At 57.1% G+C, this 17,776-nt stretch carries 12 protein-coding genes, 1 tRNA gene and 6 pseudogenes; 9 read left to right on the top strand and 10 right to left on the bottom strand.

Annotated elements, in window-relative coordinates; translation table 11 throughout:
• Positions 1-7: 7 nt before the first annotated feature.
• Both ddlA and SGP1_RS26855 read right to left on the bottom strand, forming a co-directional pair.
• Positions 8-1,108 (bottom strand): D-alanine--D-alanine ligase, encoded by a 1,101-nt coding sequence (gene ddlA / locus SGP1_RS07655; RefSeq protein WP_011410760.1) that lies wholly within the window; start codon positions 1,106-1,108, stop codon positions 8-10.
• A gap of 324 nt (positions 1,109-1,432) precedes the next feature.
• Positions 1,433-1,609: an AcrZ family multidrug efflux pump-associated protein gene (locus SGP1_RS26855; protein WP_041866749.1), complete on the bottom strand. Its 177-nt coding sequence runs from the start codon at positions 1,607-1,609 to the stop codon at positions 1,433-1,435.
• Between the two features lie 165 nt (positions 1,610-1,774).
• Here SGP1_RS26855 and SGP1_RS07645 point away from each other — a divergent pair.
• The 7 genes and pseudogenes from SGP1_RS07645 to gpmA form a co-directional block, all read left to right on the top strand.
• Positions 1,775-2,269, top strand: a pseudogene (locus SGP1_RS07645) (LysR family transcriptional regulator); the annotation flags it as partial.
• A gap of 94 nt (positions 2,270-2,363) precedes the next feature.
• Positions 2,364-2,984: an ATP-binding cassette domain-containing protein gene (locus SGP1_RS07640; RefSeq protein ID WP_050747487.1), complete on the top strand. Its 621-nt coding sequence runs from the start codon at positions 2,364-2,366 to the stop codon at positions 2,982-2,984.
• A gap of 566 nt (positions 2,985-3,550) precedes the next feature.
• Positions 3,551-4,570 (top strand): UDP-glucose 4-epimerase GalE, encoded by a 1,020-nt coding sequence (galE, locus tag SGP1_RS07635; RefSeq protein WP_011410758.1) that lies wholly within the window; start codon positions 3,551-3,553, stop codon positions 4,568-4,570.
• A gap of 9 nt (positions 4,571-4,579) precedes the next feature.
• Positions 4,580-5,629 (top strand): annotated as a pseudogene (gene galT / locus SGP1_RS07630) (galactose-1-phosphate uridylyltransferase).
• Positions 5,626-6,805 (top strand): annotated as a pseudogene (gene galK, locus SGP1_RS07625) (galactokinase). Before galT ends, galK begins: the two co-directional pseudogenes overlap by 4 nt.
• Positions 6,799-7,594: pseudogene (locus SGP1_RS26850) on the top strand (galactose-1-epimerase); the annotation flags it as partial. The pseudogenes galK and SGP1_RS26850, both read left to right, overlap by 7 nt.
• Before the next feature lie 181 nt (positions 7,595-7,775).
• Positions 7,776-8,528, top strand: a complete 753-nt coding sequence (gpmA, locus tag SGP1_RS07615) for a 2,3-diphosphoglycerate-dependent phosphoglycerate mutase (RefSeq protein ID WP_011410731.1) — start codon at positions 7,776-7,778, stop codon at positions 8,526-8,528.
• Positions 8,529-8,604: 76 nt separating this feature from the next.
• Here gpmA and aroG read toward each other — a convergent pair whose 3' ends face one another.
• On the bottom strand, positions 8,605-9,657 hold the full coding sequence (gene aroG / locus SGP1_RS07610; RefSeq protein ID WP_011410730.1) for a 3-deoxy-7-phosphoheptulonate synthase AroG: 1,053 nt from the start codon (positions 9,655-9,657) through the stop codon (positions 8,605-8,607).
• A gap of 288 nt (positions 9,658-9,945) precedes the next feature.
• Here aroG and SGP1_RS07605 point away from each other — a divergent pair.
• Both SGP1_RS07605 and zitB read left to right on the top strand, forming a co-directional pair.
• Positions 9,946-10,315: pseudogene (locus SGP1_RS07605) on the top strand (YbgS-like family protein).
• A gap of 272 nt (positions 10,316-10,587) precedes the next feature.
• A pseudogene (gene zitB / locus SGP1_RS35615) lies at positions 10,588-11,578 on the top strand (CDF family zinc transporter ZitB).
• Positions 11,579-11,731: 153 nt separating this feature from the next.
• Here the strand turns inward: zitB and SGP1_RS07595 are convergent.
• From SGP1_RS07595 to tolA, 7 genes are all read right to left on the bottom strand, one after another.
• Positions 11,732-12,292, bottom strand: coding sequence for a hypothetical protein (locus tag SGP1_RS07595; protein ID WP_011410727.1), 561 nt, complete (start codon positions 12,290-12,292; stop codon positions 11,732-11,734).
• 103 nt (positions 12,293-12,395) lie between these two features.
• A complete protein-coding gene (gene nadA, locus SGP1_RS07590; RefSeq protein ID WP_011410726.1) occupies positions 12,396-13,442 on the bottom strand; it encodes a quinolinate synthase NadA in 1,047 nt (348 codons plus the stop codon).
• Positions 13,443-13,853: 411 nt separating this feature from the next.
• Positions 13,854-13,929, bottom strand: a tRNA-Lys gene (locus SGP1_RS07585).
• Between the two features lie 179 nt (positions 13,930-14,108).
• Positions 14,109-14,849, bottom strand: coding sequence for a cell division protein CpoB (gene cpoB / locus SGP1_RS07580; RefSeq protein WP_011410725.1), 741 nt, complete (start codon positions 14,847-14,849; stop codon positions 14,109-14,111).
• Positions 14,850-14,858: 9 nt separating this feature from the next.
• Complete coding sequence (pal, locus tag SGP1_RS07575) at positions 14,859-15,371, bottom strand: peptidoglycan-associated lipoprotein Pal (protein ID WP_011410724.1); 513 nt, start codon at positions 15,369-15,371, stop codon at positions 14,859-14,861.
• A gap of 43 nt (positions 15,372-15,414) precedes the next feature.
• On the bottom strand, positions 15,415-16,707 hold the full coding sequence (gene tolB / locus SGP1_RS07570) for a Tol-Pal system beta propeller repeat protein TolB (protein WP_011410723.1): 1,293 nt from the start codon (positions 16,705-16,707) through the stop codon (positions 15,415-15,417).
• 158 nt (positions 16,708-16,865) lie between these two features.
• Positions 16,866-17,750 (bottom strand): cell envelope integrity protein TolA, encoded by an 885-nt coding sequence (gene tolA / locus SGP1_RS07565; RefSeq protein ID WP_011410722.1) that lies wholly within the window; start codon positions 17,748-17,750, stop codon positions 16,866-16,868.
• Between the last annotated feature and the right edge of the window lie 26 nt (positions 17,751-17,776).

Genomic DNA, 17,776 nt, shown 5'->3' with positions numbered 1-17,776 from the left:
GGTACGGCTATCTGATTTCAGCGTTCTGTCTGGCTGAGGCGCGCGCCAGCACGATCAGGCGATCCACCAGAGCGGGATAATCCAGCCCGCTGGCTTCCCACAACTTGGGATACATACTGATCGAGGTAAAACCCGGCAAGGTGTTAACCTCATTAAGCAAGATTTGGCCTTGGTCGGTTAAAAAGAAATCCACCCGCGCCATCACGCTGCAGCCGAGCGCCAGATAGGCCTCCCGGGCCATCTGCCGTAGGGCATCGGCGATGGGCGCCGGCAGCGCCGCCGGGATAACCAGCCCCGCCTGGGCGCCCTTGAGGTATTTAGTGTCATAGGCGTAAAATTCGTCGTTGGCGAGGATCTCGCCGCAGACGCTGACCTCGGGAGAATCGTTGCCCAGCACGGCGGTTTCGATTTCCCGACCGCTTATCCCCTGTTCCACCAGCACTTTGGCATCATAACGGAAAGCCAGCGCCAGCGCCGCTGCAAAGCCAGCGCGGTCGGTCACCTTGCTCACGCCGACGGAAGAGCCTTGGCTGGCCGGTTTAATGAACAGCGGCAGACCCAGCTGGCCGATGATAGCGTCGACATCCGGCGCGGCATCGCCGGTACGCAGCAGCGTCACCGAAGGTGTCACCGGCACCCCGGCGTCGCGCAAGACGCGCTTGGTCATGTCCTTGTCCATACACACCGCCGAGCCTAGTACATCCGGCCCGGCGTAGGGGATATTGAGCACCCGCAGCAGGCCCTGTACCGACCCGTCCTCACCGCTGGCGCCGTGCAATACGGAGAAAGCGACATCAATCGACGGAAACGGCTGGCCATTGGCGGCATCAATCAGTTGCGCCCCCGACTGACCGGGCACCACCGCCAGGTAGCACCGCGCCGGCGCCAGACGGATGGCGGCGGGATTGTCAGCATTGAGCAGATAGTCCTGCTCGTCGCATAACGTCCAGCGTCCGTGTTTATCCACCCCGATAAGGGTCAGATCGTATTTTTGCCGGTCGATGGCGCGAATGACGTTCATCGATGAGCGCAACGACACCTCATGCTCGGTGGACTGGCCGCCGAACAGCACCGCGACCCGTTGTTTGCCGCTTTCCCGTGGTTCCATTACATCCTCATTGATAACTAAAATACTAATTAAACGCCCACAGAGTATGCGCCAGAGCCGGGTGTGTAAAGTCCCGGCATGGGCTGATCCGCAAAGACGGTGATTATAACGGCGAAACGGTGCAGAAAGGGAGGAACAGAGACGGGCATCGCGTGCGAACGCGCAGGGTGTGACAAAGCACACGGGTCAGACCGGCCGGTGAGAACGGCCGCTTGCTCCTGATGCACCTTGCCCATCAGCGGCGCACACCAACCTCCGCGCCTTCGGGCCTGAGCGTCCCGGACCTGCGCGCCTTTTGAGCAGGCACGCACGCCGGATGCCAGATTACTGGCGCGAAGCCGGCTTCACATCGTCGCTCGGCTGACGGCGCTGTTTGGGCTGGGCAAACTTCGAGATGATATTAAACAGCTCTCCCAGCAGGTAGATAAGACCCAGGATGATCGCCATGACGACAGGCACCATCAAAATGACAATGGCCAGGCTTTCTAATAGTTCAAGCATTGTTACCTCATAGCATAGAGTTGGCTCATAATGGTTATCTTTCTTGCCTTTATACCAGTTTCTGGCTGTAGCGATTAGGCCTTTTATGTTATCGCGACCGGCATGATTCGCCGCTGCCGGTAAGATAAGCGAAAATTTCCCTTTTAAAAGCCACGAGGTTCCCTCATGCAGGCAGAAATTCTGTTAACCCTGAAACTCCGGCAGCACTTGTTTGCCGACCCACGCCGCATTGAGTTGCTTAAACAGATTCGCGCAACCGGCTCCATCACACAAGGAGCAAAACTGGCGGGCGTTAGCTACAAAAGTGCCTGGGATGCGATTAACGCCATGAATACGCTGGCGGAACAGTCGCTAGTTGAGCGCGCAACCGGCAGCAAGGGCAGCGGCGGCACCCTGACCCGATACTCTGAAAGGTTGTTTCAGCTCTATGACCTCTTGGGCCAGATCCAACAAAAAGCGTTCGATGTCCTGCAGGACGATACGCTGCCGTTAGACAGTCTGCTTGCAGCGATCTCGCGTTTCTCGCTGCAAACCAGCGCACGCAATCAGTTTTTTGGCACTATCGTCAGCCGCAGTTGTCAAGCTGTACAGCAGCAGGTGACGGTCGCGCTGGCCTATGGCCATACCCGATTGCATGTCGCATTGACTGAAAAGAGCTCATGCGCCACGCTGTGCTAAAGGCGGACGGCCGCCATTGACATCCCCACACAAATTTCCCATGCTGACCGTACTATTGCATTAAAAGGAACAATTAATGCTTTCATTGCAAATTTTGCAAGGTTCATTCCGGCTCAATGATATCCGCACTCTTACCATGGATAACGTCGCTATCCACACCGGCGAGAGCTGGGCCTTTGTTGGGGCCAACGGTAGCGGTAAATCCACCCTGGCGCGCACTGGCCGGCAAATTAACGGTATTGGCCGGCGAGCGGCACACGGACTATCAACGCATAGCCCGATTGTCGTTGGAACAAGTGCAGCGTCTGATGGAAGAAGAGTGGCAGCGGGGGCCAATACCGATCTGCTCAGTCCCGGCGAGGAGGATACAGGCAGCACCGCAGCGGAAATTATTCAGCAACAGGAGGCTGACGATGAGCGATGTCAACATTTAGCGAGTCAGTTCGGCATTCGCCACTTGCTGACGCGCCGGTTCAAATACCTCTCCACCGGCGAATCGCGCAAGGTGCTGCTGTGTCAGGCTCTGATGGCGCGTCCGGATTTGCTGATCCTCGATGAACCTCTACAGGGATTGGATCCCTTCAACCGCCAATTGGTGCGCCGCTGGATTGATGTTTTAATTGGACAAGGCACCAGCAACTGCTGTTCGTGTCCCATCATGCCGAGGATGCGCCGGAATGTATTACCCACCGGCTGACCTTCGTACCTGACGCCGATCGGTACCACTACCAGGTGGAAACGCTCAGCGCCTGAGGCGGCAGGTTGGCGGCGAGCGGATCCGTCGCCGCCCCTGTTATCGTCCTGTCGTGATGCAACCGGCGCACCCGGCATCGCGCCTGCGCTGGCGTAACCTACGCACGTGTCCCGCTGCACGCACGTCGACGTGTTTCTCTGCGATAACCCTTCGTTGCTCTGAGTTGCCCCGAGCCGCCGATGACGATCGGCAGCGACGACAGCTCACTCTCTTTTCTGGCCGCACCATCATTCGTCCTGCCGCTTTACAGGTAACGCCTTACCGATTTAGGTCAACGTCTTGCCACAATGTAAGCGTTAACGAATTCGTGGTGTAATCGCTACCACCTATAATCTCTCTTACCGCTTCCTTAAAGGACATGCCAGCGGTGAAAGTCTGATAGACACTGGCGTTGACACCTATTTCTGCGCTATTATGAATGTAACCGATTTCATAAATAGCGGCAGGAACACTCTTTTTTTACCGTGCTCGTGCTACTATAATGAAGGAAAAATGAAGGGAGTTGAACTATGTCAGTACTGGTTACGGGTGGTAGCGGTTACATTGGCAGCCACACCTGCTTACAGATTATCGCTGCCGGCGTGACGCCCGTCATTATCGACAACTTAGCTAACAGCAAGCGTTCAGTATTGTCTGCGATTGGCCGACTGAGCGGCCATACGCCGGCGTTTTATCAAGGCGACATCCGCGATCAACGGCTACTGACGCAGATTTTCGCCGAGCACGATATTGACGCAGTGATCCATTTTGCCGGTCTGAAGGCGGTAGGGGAATCGGTCACCCAGCCCATAGACTATTATGATAATAACGTTTACGGCACCCTCACGCTGGTGAAAGCCATGCGGGAGGCCGGTATCTTTAACCTGATCTTCAGCTCCTCCGCGACCGTCTATGGCTATCAGCCTGTGATCCCTTATGACGAAAGTCTTCGCACCGGCCGCCCTGCCAGCCCCTACGGCCGCAGCAAATTGATGGTTGAAGAGATTTTGCAGGATCTACAGCACGCCGATCCCCGCTGGAGCGTCAGCCTGCTGCGTTATTTCAATCCGGTCGGCGCTCATCCCTCGGGCGAGATGGGCGAAGATCCCCAGGGCCAGCCCAACAACCTGATGCCCTTTATTGCGCAAGTCGCGGTGGGACGTCGCCCGTCACTGGCCATTTTTGGCAACGATTTTCCGACTCCTGACGGCACCGGCGTGCGCGACTATATTCATGTATTAGATCTGGCCGATGGTCATCTTGCGGCGCTGACCACCTTACGCGACCGGCCGCCCGGGGTGCATATTTATAATCTGGGCGCGGGCAAAGGCCATAGCGTGCTGGACGTGGTAGCAGCGTTCAGCCAGGCCTGCGGCAAGCCACTGCCATACCATTTCGCTCCCCGCCGCGACGGCGATTTGGCCGCCTATTGGGCTGCGCCGGAAAAGGCCGCGCGGGAATTGCACTGGCGGGTCAGCCGGACGCTGGAAGACATGGTCCGCGACACCTGGCACTGGCAATCCCGGCACCCGAACGGCTATCCGGATTAAGGAAATAGCATGCAGCCATTTAATCCCGTCGATCATCCGCATCGGCGTTACAACCCTTTGACCGGCCAATGGATCCTCGTTTCGCCTCACAGGGCAAAGCGCCCCTGGCAGGGACATCAGGAAACGCCCTCGGTGCAAATGCTACCGGCCCATGATCCGGACTGTTTCCTTTGCCCGGGCAATACCCGCATCACCGGCGATCGCAATCCTGATTACCGTACCGCACGTGTTTACCAACGATTTCGCCGCGCTGATGCCAGATACGCCGGACGCACCGCCCAGCGACGACCCCCTCTTTCGCAATCAGAGCGCCCGCGGCACCAGCCGGGTGATCTGCTTTTCGCCGGACCACAGTAAAACGCTGCCCGAACTGTCGCTACCAGCGCTGGAAGCGGTGGTCAATACCTGGCGTGAGCAAAGTGCGGAGCTGGGCAAAACCTATCCTGGGTGCAAGTATTCGAGAACAAAGGCGCCGCCATGGGGTGTTCCGATCCCCATCCCTATGGGCAGATCTGGGCAAACAGTTTCCTGCCGAATGAAGCCGAACGCGAAGACCGTTTGCAACGGGAGTACTACCGGCAGCAGGGCTCATCGATGTTACTCGACTACGCCACCCGCGAGCTGGCGGACGGCGCGCGCACCGTGGTCGATACCCGCCATTGGCTGGCGGTCGTCCCTTACTGGGCCGCCTGGCCGTTTGAAATGCTGTTGCTGCCCAAACGCCCTGTCCAGCGCTTGCCCGATCTGGACAGCGAGACCAGCGCCGATCTGGCGTTGGCGCTGAAAAAGCTCACCAGCCGCTACGACAACTTGTTTCAATGCTCTTTTCCTTACTCTATGGTTTGGCACGGCGCGCCCTTTAGCGACGGCGACCATGCCCATTGGCAATTGCACGCGCATTTTTATCCGCCGCTGCTGCGCTCCGCTACGGTGCGCAAATTTATGGTGGGCTATGAAATGCTGGCGGAAACCCAGCGCGACTTGACCTCAGAACAAGCCGCCGAACGCCTGCGGGCGGTCAGCGAGAATCATTTTCGGCAATCTGGAGCCTCACGATGAGTTTACAAAACACCACTGCAACCGTTTTTCGCGACGCCTTTGGTTATGCCCCTGTCCTGACGGTCAAGGCACCCGGCCGGTTCAATCTTATTGGCGAACACACCGATTATAACGACGGTTTTGTACTGCCCTGCGCCATCGATTACGAGACGGTCATAAGCTGCGCCCGCCGCGACGATCGCAAAATTTGGATTATTGCCGTGGACTATGACCGCCAGCACGATATTTTTTCTCTGGATGAGCCAATTTTGTCCCATGCCGATCAGCAATGGTCCAATTATGTGCGCGGCGTGGTAAAACATTTACAGCGCCGAGACGGGAATTTTGGCGGCGCCGACCTGGTTATTAGCGGCAACGTTCCCAAAGGGGCGGGCCTGAGTTCGTCTGCCGCGCTGGAAGTAGCGGTGGGCAAAGCGTTGCAATCGCTCTATCACCTGTCGGTGGATAACGTAGCGCTGGCGCTTAATGGTCAGGAAGCGGAAAATCAGTTTGTCGGTTGTAACTGCGGCATAATGGATCAGTTAATTTCGGCGTTGGGCAAAGACAATCACGCCTTATTGATCGACTGCCGCACGCTGGGGCACCCGCGCGGTGCCGATGCCGATGCCGATGCCGATGCCGATGCCGATGCCGGACAATATCGCAGTGGTTATCGTCAACTCCAACGTTAAACGTGGCTTGGTGGACAGCGAATATAACGCCCGCCGCCAGCAATGCGAAACCGGCGCGCGCTTTTTCGCGGTGGAAAAATTGCGCGATGTGGCGCTGGATCAATTTGAGGCGGTAGCCCATGAGCTTGACAGCACGGTCGCCAAGCGCATGCGCCACGTGTTGAGCGAAAACGCGCGCACGCTGGCCACGGCGAATGCACTGGCGGCGGGAGACCTGGCGCTGATGGGCTGTTTGATGGCGGAATCCCACGCCTCGATGCGCGATGATTTTGAGATAACCGTGCCGGCCATCGATATCCTGGTCTCGATTATCAAAGAGGAAATCGGCTAAGCCGGCGGCGTGCGGATGACCGGCGGCGGTTTCGGCGGCTGCGTGGTGGCGCTGGTGCCCACTGACCGCGTGGAGGACGTGCGGGCGGCCGTGGCAAAACACTACGAGCAACAAACCGGGTTGAAAGCAGCAGTTTATGTCTGTCACGCCAGCGAAGGAGCAGGGGTATGCTGAAAGAGTATGAATCAGGCCAGGCGCCCGACGGTCAGCCATTACGGCTGGTCACCCTCGGCAATGACCAGGGGTTTCAGGTCACCCTGATGGACTGGGGTGCCACCTGGCTCTCCTGTCAGGTCCCACTGCAGGCGGGGGGGACGCGGGAAGTTCTGTTGGGCTGCCAGACACCGATGGATTATTTGCGCCAGAACGCCTATCTCGGCGCCACCGTCGGCCCGTTACGCCAACCGCATTCGCCAGGCGACGCTGAACCACGATGGCAAGCGTTTTACGCTTTCCGCCAATCAGGGCAAGCATCAGCTACACGGCGGGCCGGAAGAGTTTCACAACCGGCGCTGGCAGTTGGTGGAGCACGATCAGACCTCCGTACTATACCGGCTGCATTCCACCGACGGCGATCAGGGTTATCCCGGCAATCTGGTGGCGGACGTGCGTTATACCGTTACTGACGATAATGCGCTACAAATTGATTATCACGCTACGCTAGATAAGCCCTGTCCGGTCAATCTCACCAATCACGGCTATTTTCACCCCGACGGCGCCAACAGCGATGTTCGCCAACAGCGCCTGCAGATCATGGCCAATGATTACCTGCCGGTGGACAGCGAGGGGATACCTTGCGCCAATCCGACCGATGTCGGCAATACCGGTATGGATTTCCGTCAGCCGAAAACCATCGCCACCGACTTTCTGCGCGACCACGACCAGCAGCGTATGAAAGGTTACGATCACGGTTATCTGCTCTATCCGGGTCTTTCCAGCGCGGAAGATCCCGCAGCACGCCTGCTGGCTCCAGCAGTCGGACGCCTACGATTCGCAGACCCGCTACCGGTTCCAGGCATTATAAACGGTTTGCCGATGAGATTTATTCCCGTGGTTGGCGCACTGGCGGTTGTCGCCTGATATAAGCAGGCCATATAATGCGGGGAGTTATCATGAAAATCTTAGGACTTTGAGGAGTCGCGTAATGGCTGTAACTAAACTGGTTCTGATACGTCACGGCGAAAGCCAGTGGAACAATGAAAACCGTTTCACCGGCTGGACGGATGTAGACCTGTCTGACAAGGGCCTCACCGAAGCAAAGCAAGCGGGCCAGGTACTGAAAGCGGATGGCTATGTCTTTGATTTCGCCTACACCTCGGTACTGAAGCGCGCTATTCATACCCTCTGGGGCGTCCTGGACGAGCTGGACCAGGCCTGGCTGCCGGTGGAAAAATCCTGGCGTTTGAATGAGCGTCATTACGGTGCACTGCAAGGGCTCAATAAAGCCGAGACCGCGGAAAAATACGGTGACGAGCAGGTGAAACAGTGGCGTCGCGGTTTCGCGATTACGCCGCCGGAACTCACCCGTGAAGATGAGCGTTTCCCGGGCCATGACCCCCGCTACGCCAACCTGAGCGCCGCCGAGCTGCCGACTACCGAAAGCCTGGCGTTGACCATTGATCGCGTGATTCCTTACTGGAACGAAACAATTCTTCCCCGCATGAAGAGCGGTGAGCGGATCATTATAGCTGCCCACGGTAACTCCATTCGCGCCATGGTGAAATTCCTGGACAATCTGAGCGAAGAAGAAATTCTGGAACTGAATATTCCGACGGGCGTGCCGTTAGTGTACGAATTCGACGACAATATGAAGCCGATTAAACATTACTACCTCGGCAACGCTGACGAGATCGCCGCCAAAGCCGCCGCGGTCGCCAATCAGGGTAAAGCGAAATAACCTCCCCGCCCCGCGGGGCGCGCAAAGGACGCCGCGCCGGCGCTTTCCCGTTTAGGATAGTGACGTCGCGTTGTTGTTATATCTGCCGACGCGCGCTCACCGCTTGCGCCAATTGGGTAAGCAGACGCTCGGTATCTTCCCAACCGATGCAAGCGTCCGTCACGCTCTGGCCATAGACCAGCGTGCCGGATTCGGCGCTCTGATTCCCTTCGACCAGATGACTTTCCACCATCACGCCGATAATACCGCTTTCACCTGCCGCCAGCTGTTGGCAGACATCATCCGCCACCGTCATTTGCTTCTTGAACTGTTTGCTGCTGTTGGCATGGCTGCAATCGATCATTACCTGCGCCGGCAGCCCGGCCTTGGTCAGTCCTTCTTTCACGGCCTGAACATGATGGGCGCTGTAGTTGGGCTCGCGGCCACCGCGCAAAATGATATGGCAATCGGCGTTGCCGCTGGTGTTGACGATAGCGGAATACCCCCACTTGGTGACCGACAAGAAGCAGTGCGGCGCGCCGGCGGCGTTGATGGCGTCAATCGCAACCTTAATGGTGCCGTCGGTGCCGTTTTTGAATCCCACCGGGCAGGAAAGACCGGAAGCTAGCTCTCGGTGAACCTGGGATTCAGTGGTACGGGCGCCGATAGCTCCCCAGCTCATCAAATCCGCCAGATATTGCGGAGTGATCATATCGAGAAACTCGCCCGCCGCGGGCAAACCGCTGTCATTAATCGCCAGCAGTAAACGGCGCGCGATACGCAGCCCATCGTTAATGTGGAAACTACCGTCCATTTGGGGATCATTGATAAGCCCCTTCCAACCGACGGTGGTGCGCGGCTTTTCAAAATAGACTCTCATCACCACTTCCAGCTCGCCGCTCAGATTTTCGCGCAGTTTGAGCAGGCGCCCGGCATATTCCAGCGCAGCGTCGGGATCGTGAATCGAGCAGGGGCCAATCACTACCAGTAGACGATCATCATTACCTTTGAGGATCTTGTGAATCGCCGAACGCGCGGCGGAAACGGTACTGGCTGCGCGGTCCGTCGCCGGATATTTTTCCAATAACGCTACCGGCGGCAGCAATTCGTTAATCTCGGTAATGCGTAAATCATCATTTTGGTAATTCATGTTAATTCTGCTTAGCTCCAGGCACGACATGTTTAAAAAAGGTGATTCAATCTATCCCTTGTGGTTCAGACTGTAAATCCACAAAGCAGTATTAAAAGCTATAAAATTTGATATTGGCTAATTCTTTACTATGCTTAATTTATGATAAGCCAAAGATAACCGGCACTTAACTCCGGTCAGCACCGGCTTTCATTTTTTCTCAGTGGGATGTTTTTTATCTCGACATTCTCTCTCCAGCGGGCTTTCCGTCCGCGGAGCTTTACCAAAAACGGGTTAAGAGGAAAAACTATGCAGACGAGCATTAGTAAAAAAATGGCAATACTTTTTCTTACGACAGCAATGATGCTGGGCAGCAGTGCAGTCATGGCGGCTCACGGTACGGGCTCTAACGCGGGCGGTACCGATAACGGTGTGACTGAATTGCAGAAAAATGCGCCGAACAGAGTGGATAATAAGGATATTAACAATAGCGGCACTAATACCAATACCACCGGATCGACAACGGGTACCGATGCTTCCGGCCTGAATAAAGCCGAGCAGCATAAAAAACACCATGTGTAAAGACGGCCGTTGCCCGGACGTGAACAAAAAAGTTGAAACCTGTACCACCGGCACCGGAACGCCGGAAGGCACCAAAACCGACGGCACGACGCAGTAAAACTCATCCGGTAACTCACGCAGGTCCATTGCCCGGCCTTTCTCGGGCAAACAGAAATCAGTCTTAGGCCTGATTTTTTTATCCCATCCTGCCGGCCCCTGCGCTATCAGGAAGCCTGGATGCCGCTGGCGGCTGGTGGCTGGTGGCTTGCGCACAGAGGTCAAGCCGCAAAGCCACGACCGAACGATAAATGATAAAGGGCGATAGCGGTAGGTAAACTGATAGAGCAGCGCGGCCAGCGGCCGTTTCGCGACAGACAGACAGGAATCCCTATGCCGGCAGATCCTCTACATTCACACGCCCCCGCAACGCGGGCACACCACGGCAGCCACCACGGGCATGACCACGCCACGTCGCCGGAGGTGGACAGGGGCGCCCATCAACGCCTGCTGGCGGCGTTTGTCGTCACGGCGCTGTTCATGCTTATCGAAGTGATCGGCGGCTGGTTATCCGGGTCGCTGGCGTTATTGGCGGATGCCGGGCATATGCTTACCGATACCACCGCACTGCTGATAGCATTGTTGGCGGTGCGGTTCGCGTCGCGGCGACCGAACAGCCGCCACACATTCGGCTATCTGCGCCTGACGACGCTGGCGGCGTTTCTCAACGCTCTGGCGCTGCTGTTTATCACGGTGATGATTGTCTGGGAAGCCGCGCATCGCTTTCTTGTCCCTCAACCCATCGCCGGATGGACCATGATGTCCATTGCCGTGGCCGCGCTGGTGGCGAATATTGTGTCATTCTGGCTGCTGCACGGCGGCGGCGGCGGCGGCGGCGGCGGCGAAAAAAATATAACCTGCGCGCCGCGGCGCTGCATGTGCTGGGAGATTTGCTCGGCTCGGTAGGCGCCATTATCGCCGTGTTGTTGATCCTCTACACGGGCTGGCTACCGGTTGACCCGCTGTTGTCGATACTGGTTTCCTGTCTGTTGCTGCGCAGCGGCTGGCGGCGGCTGCGCGAAAGCCTGCATGAGTTACTTGAAGGCCCCCCGCAGCAGTTTGATATTGAAAAGCTCAAGCGCGAGATGACGCGCAATATCCATCATGTCCATCTCTGGCAGGTCGACGAGCGCCGCTGATGACGCTGGATATGCAGGTAATTCCGCCGCGCGACCACGATGGTCTGTTGCACCGCATTCAGGACTATTTGCTGGAGCATTACCACATTGGACATGCCACCATTCAAATGCAATACCAGCATTGCGAGGAAGATGATTGTGCGATTCATCAGGGCGCGGTAAATCTGCACGCCCATCATCATTGACGATGCCGCTTTGCAGCCGTTAACGATCTGGTCCGCTGAGGCTAGTGCGCGCATCCTCACCCCCCGCCCGTGGGCACAGTCAGCGCGTACGCCGGCGGGCTTAAATCGAGACGAAGTATCTCGCGAGGGCGCCGTTGATAAAACGATGGATCATCAGAGCGGGAGGATCGCCCGCCGGGGGTACCGTCGCCTGCCAAACCACAACGGGTTGGCGGGACAGATGGAGCCGCAGAGAAAGGCGGGGATACCCGCCGGCGTACCTGCCGCGGGCCAGTGCACATGGCCCATCGCCAGCGGACGACGGGGATGATGGCGCAATAGCGTGCCCAGGGCCTCTGCGCCGCCGCACATCGTCCGATCCAACGGCGCAATGCCTATTGGGAAAACAGGGTGGTGCAAAAATACTATCGACGCCGCAGGGCCAGCAGGGGACAGTGCGTCTTGCAGCCACGGCAGATGCGTCTCCACCTGACCAGCAGCGCTCCCCGCCCGCCCCCCATCGTTCCAGTAAGGCGCAGGTATCGCCGCTCGTATGGCTGCCCTGTTATCGGCATTGCCCGGCAGAACATAGGCGGGATAAGGCCGCCTTGCCAACCGGGCCGCTATCGCCGGATAGCCCTCAATCTCGTCATTATCAATCAAATCACTGGAGAGGACAAGCACGTCTGGCGCCAGGGTATCCAGCCAGGCCAGGGCACGGTCCAAACGGGACATGTTATCATTAGCGGCCGCCGCATGAATGTCCGAGATTTGAGCAATAATTACGTCTTGCTCCCATTGTCGCCACCTGCTGCGGCGTTGGCGTCGCGCCTTGTCCTTAACAGCGCTTGAGGTCGGCTGCGAATGACAGCATGCGATCTAGCGGCACCAGCGCCCGCTGACGCACCGCTTCGTCTACTCGTATATCATGCTCCACCCCACCGCGTTCGAGCCCTGCAGCGATAGCCTTGAGGCCGTTCATCGCCATCCACGGGCAATGTGCGCAGCTGCGGCAAGTGGCGCCCTCCCCGGCGGTCGGTGCTTCCAATAGGTTTTTTTCCGGGCACGCCTGCTGCATCTTGTAAAAAATACCGCGATCGGTGGCGACAATCATCTGCTGCTGCTTGAGCGTTTTGGCCGCCTGAATGAGCTGGCTGGTGGAACCCACCACATCAGCCAGGTCGACTACCGCCTGCGGCGACTCGGGATGCACCAGCACGGCCGCGTCGGGATAGAGTCTTTTCATGCGGCGCAGCGCCTGGGTCTTGAATTCATCATGCACAATACAGGCACTCTGCCAGCACAGCATATCCGCACCGGTCTGTTTTTGCACATAACGGCCAAGGTGACGATCCGGCGCCCAGATAATCTTCTCTCCTAGACTGTCGAGATGATCGATAAGCTCAACCGCGATACTGGAGGTCACCACCCAATCGGCGCGCGCCTTGACCGCCGCGGAGGTATTGGCGTAGACCACTACCGTCCGGTCAGGGTGAGCGTCGCAAAACGCGCTGAACTCGGCCTCCGGGCAGCCTAAATCAAGAGAGCACTCCGCGTGCAGCGTCGGCATCAGCACGGTTTTTTCCGGGCTGAGAATTTTGGCGGTTTCGCCCATGAAACGCACGCCGGCCACCAGCAGCGTGGTGGCCGGATGGCTGCTGCCAAAACGCGCCATCTCCAGCGAATCTGCAACACAGCCGCCGGTCGCTTCCGCCAGCGCCTGTATCTCAGGATCGGTATAATAATGGGCCACAATGACCGCGTTGCACGCCTTAAGCAGACGTGCAATGTTATCGCGCAGACCTGCCTTTTCCCCCTCCGTCAGTGCCGCAGGTTTGGGCGGGAATGGATAAATGGTGGCAAAATCATCTATGAGTTCGCTCATCACTGCTCTCTGGCAATGCGCTATCGCCTCACCGGTCTATTTTAAGCTCGTTGCCGGCTGACGAAAGCTAGGTTTAGTATGCTAAACAAAATACGTAATTTATCGCGCATTGTCGCGCCTAATTTGTGCCTTCTGGCGAAAAAAAGTTTAGTGGGTAACACAGACGGCGAAGGAATTGTGACTTGCTCTGGTCTATGCACGCAGGCGGCGCCAGAGTGGCGATGCCAGCTCACCCGCGAGGACAAAATTTGCCGGTTGCGATTCCTTACCTACCCCTAAGGGGGGCGACACCGATGCTCCTGGCGCTGACATGAAGCCTCGCCGTTAATAGCCGTTGGCGTTTAACATTTGATAATAGATAGCAGATAACAATAAAAGCGGGAATGGGCGGACAGGTCAAGCGGCGGAAGATGGTGGGTCGTGCAGGATTCGAACCTGCGACCAATTGATTAAAAGTCAACTGCTCTACCAACTGAGCTAACGACCCCGACACCCGTTTTACACCCGCAGCCAGAGGAAATCAGCTTTCCCCGGGCAACGGCGGCATATATTACTTATTATAAATTTTGACGCAACCTTTAATTAGTCCAAACGCGGCCAACTGCCTGATCTTTGAGCATTCTGGCCCATTTCACGTCCCCCTTGCCCCGTTCAGACGCGTCGCTATTACAGCCCCGCAAGCCGTTTTTGCGCCTGTTTGGCCGCCTCGGCGCTGGGGTACAGTTTGCCCACCTGCTGATAAACCGCCCGGGCTTTATCCTTCTGGCCTTTTTCCTGCATGATGACGCCCACCTTGAGCAGCGCGTCGGATGCTTTAGGTGATTTAGGATAGTTTTTCACCACCAGGGCAAAATAATAGGCCGCATCATCTTTTTCACCCTGATTATAATTAAGTTGCCCCAGCCAATAATTGGCGTTGGGCTGATAGGTCGAATCGGGGTAACGCTTCACGAAGCTTTGAAATGCGCTGATCGCCTGGTCGTACTGTTTTTTCTCCAGCACCAGCGCCACCGCTTCGTTATAGTCGGTGTTAGCGTCTGAGCCGCCGGCGGAGGCGGATGCCTGAGGTTGACCGTCTGAAGACGCGGCCGGCGTCTGACTGGAAAGGCTGTCCATCTGCTGATAAATCTGTTTCTGCCGCTCGACGACCTGCGACAGTTGATATTGATTTTCCTGAATCTGGCCGCGCAGCGAGTCGATATCGCGCTGATTATCGGCGAGCTGTTGCTGAAGCTGGGTTAGCAGCTGGCTGTGCGCACTGGAAATACGCTCAAGTTGAGTGACCCGGTCTTCCACCGAGCCGGAGCCGGCATTACTGATTGGCGCTTGGGCGGTAGCGGCCCAAGGGGCCGCTACACCAACCAATAACGACAGATTCAACAGATAAGGTCTGAAGTTATTGCTCATGCCAGTCTCTTAGTAGACCAGTACGGCACGACGGTTTTTGGCGTAAGCCGATTCGTCGTGGCCCAGTACGGCCGGTTTCTCTTTACCGTAAGATACGATAGCGATCTGATCGGCGTAAACACCTTTACCCTGAAGATACATCTTCACGGCATTGGCGCGGCGCTCGCCCAGGGCGATGTTGTATTCCGGCGTACCGCGTTCGTCCGCATGGCCTTCAACGGTCACTTTGTAAGACGGGTTGCTGCGCAGGAAATTGGCGTGTGCATCAAGCATCTGAGCGAATTCAGAGAGGATATCGTATTTGTCCAGATCGAAGTAAACGATATTGTTACGCTGAAGCTCCTGCATTTGCAGACGAGCCTGCTCGTCGGAAGAGGCATTGTTGCCGTTCATATCCATGCCAGTGCCAGCGCCCATGGCAGATTCGTCGCCATTGTTGGCGCTTTTGTGAGAACTACATGCGGCAATCGCCATCACCGGCACCGCCAACATCAGCCCTTTCAGCACTTTGTTCAGTTGCATCTCATATTCCTTTTATAGTTTGCTATACATATTTACACATGCATCACAGATACGGCGACCAGGCAGGATTTTTGACCTGTCCATCAGTTGCCGGAAGACGCGCTTTGAAACGCCCATCAGTCGAGACCAGCTGTAACACGGAACCCAGCCCTTGCGTAGCGCTGTAGATAACCATTGTGCCATTAGGAGCGACGCTAGGCGTCTCATCCAGGAACGTGTCCGTCAATACTTGGACGGCGTTCGTTGCCAGATCCAGTTTAGCGATATGCTGCGCGCCGTTGTTGGTGCTGACCATAACCAGGAACTTGCCGTCCGGGCTAACATCCGCATTCTGGTTCTGGGACCCCTCCCAGGACAGGCGCTGCGGCGTACCGCCATTAATATTGGTTTTATACACTTGGGGACGACCGCCCTGGTCGGAAGTATACGCCAGCGTCTGACTGTCCGGGAACCAGCTCGGCTCCGTATTATTGCTGCGACCTTCGGTCACCTGACGCACCTGGCCCGAGCCTAAGTCCATCACGTACAAATTCATATTGCCGGTCTTCGACAGCACAAAGGCCAGTTTGCTGCCGTCCGGCGAAAATGCCGGCGCGCCGTTGTGCTGCGGGAAACTGGCAACCTGGCGAATAGCGCCGCTGTCCAGCGTCTGAATGACCAGCGCCGAGCGGCCGCTCTCAAAGGTGACATAAGCAAGCTTGCTGCCGTCGGGGGACCAGGCCGGCGACATCAGCGGCTGCGGCGAACGGTGTACCGGCGTCTGGTTAAAGCCGTCATAATCCGCGACGCGCAGTTCATACCGGTACTGACCGCCATTGGTCTGCACGACGTAGGCAATACGGGTACGGAAGGCGCCCTTGATGCCCGTGAGCTTTTCAAAGGTTTCATCGCTAGCGGTGTGGGCGGCATAACGCAGCCATTTGCGCGCGACCTTGAACTGATTTTGCGCCAGAATGGAGCCCGGATTGCCGGAGGTGTCCACCAGTTGATAAGACACCACATAGCTACCGGCGGCACTCGGCTGCACCTGCCCCACCACCACAGCATCGATGCCAAGCGCCGTCCAGGCGGGCGGCGTCACCTCTGAGGCAGTCGCCGGCTGCTGCGGCAGGCGAGAGGTGTCGAGCGGGTTGAATTTACCGCTGTTACGCAGGTCGGCGGCGACTATACCGCCAATATCTTCGGGCGCGGCACCCGGCCCCGCCCATTTAAACGGCACCACGCCGATCGGCCGGGCCGTATCCACCCCTTGGGTGATTTCAATACGCACTTCCGCATGCAGCACGGAAGCCCATAAAAGGAAAAAACCTAACGCTACTCGAAATGCCTGCTTCATTTCATCTCCCAAACCGACGCCAGGGCGCCGGTCGCAATTGCAGAATTGTAAACTTGTCGGGTTAAACAACACTACATCTTCCCATTAGACAACATAGTATAAATCTTAAACCCAAACAGGACTATTTGATAACCATTGCATTCTGCTAAATGGCTTTACTAAGGTTTAAAGTCAAGAGTCGCGTTTTTAACTGCCTCATACACCTTCGGACTGGGTGGCCGGGGAATCGCCGCCAGCTTCGCCGCGGAGACCGCCGCCTGACACAGCGCCGGATCGCCACCGTCAGGACTGACCGAAATCAGCATGCCATCTGGCGCCAGTTTGATGCGCAAAATGCAGGTCTTACCGCTATAGTTGGACGCATCGTAAAACTTATTGCTGATAGCCTGGCGCACCTGAGCCAGATAGCCATTGATTTCTAATCCGGTGGCGCCGCTCAGCTTACTGTTGCTAGTCCCGGCGGCGGGCGCGCCGCCGGATTTGGGCGCATTTTTAGCGTCGGTCAGCCCGCCCAGCAAATCGTCCACCTCGCTGGATTGCTTGGCGGCGGTGGCCTTTTTCGCGGCGGCCTGTTTCGCCTTCGCGTCGGCCTGCTTCTGCGCTTCAGCAGCGGCGGCTTTTTTCACTTCCGCCTCCGCCTGCTGTTTCGCCGCGGCCGCCGCTTCCGCTTCGGCCTGTGCTGCGGCCGCCTCGGCCTGTTTAGCCGCCTCTTCCGCCTGTTTTTGCTGCTCGGCCTGCTGGCGCTGTTGCGCTTCGGCCGCTTCCTGAGCGTCTAACCGTTGTTTCTCCAGCGCTTTCAGGCGCTGCTGCTGCGCCCGCTGCGCATCGATTTGCTGCTGTTGCTGACGGTTATATTGCTGCACCACGGCGCCGGGATCGACCATCACGGCATCAATGGACGACCCGCCACCGCCGCCCGCACTCGTCTCTTGCGGCTGATGAATCGAGCTCCAGATCAATACGGCGATCAGAACGCAATGCAGCGCAATCGACAGAATAATAGCACGTTTAAGCTTGTCGTTCTGTTCGGTAGCCTTCAACACAATCGATTCCCAAAATGTGGTTGACC

The organism is Sodalis glossinidius str. 'morsitans' (assembly GCF_000010085.1).
In the GTDB taxonomy this organism is placed as follows: Bacteria; Pseudomonadota; Gammaproteobacteria; order Enterobacterales; family Enterobacteriaceae; genus Sodalis; species Sodalis glossinidius.
This window is presented reverse-complemented; position numbering and strand designations above follow the sequence as displayed.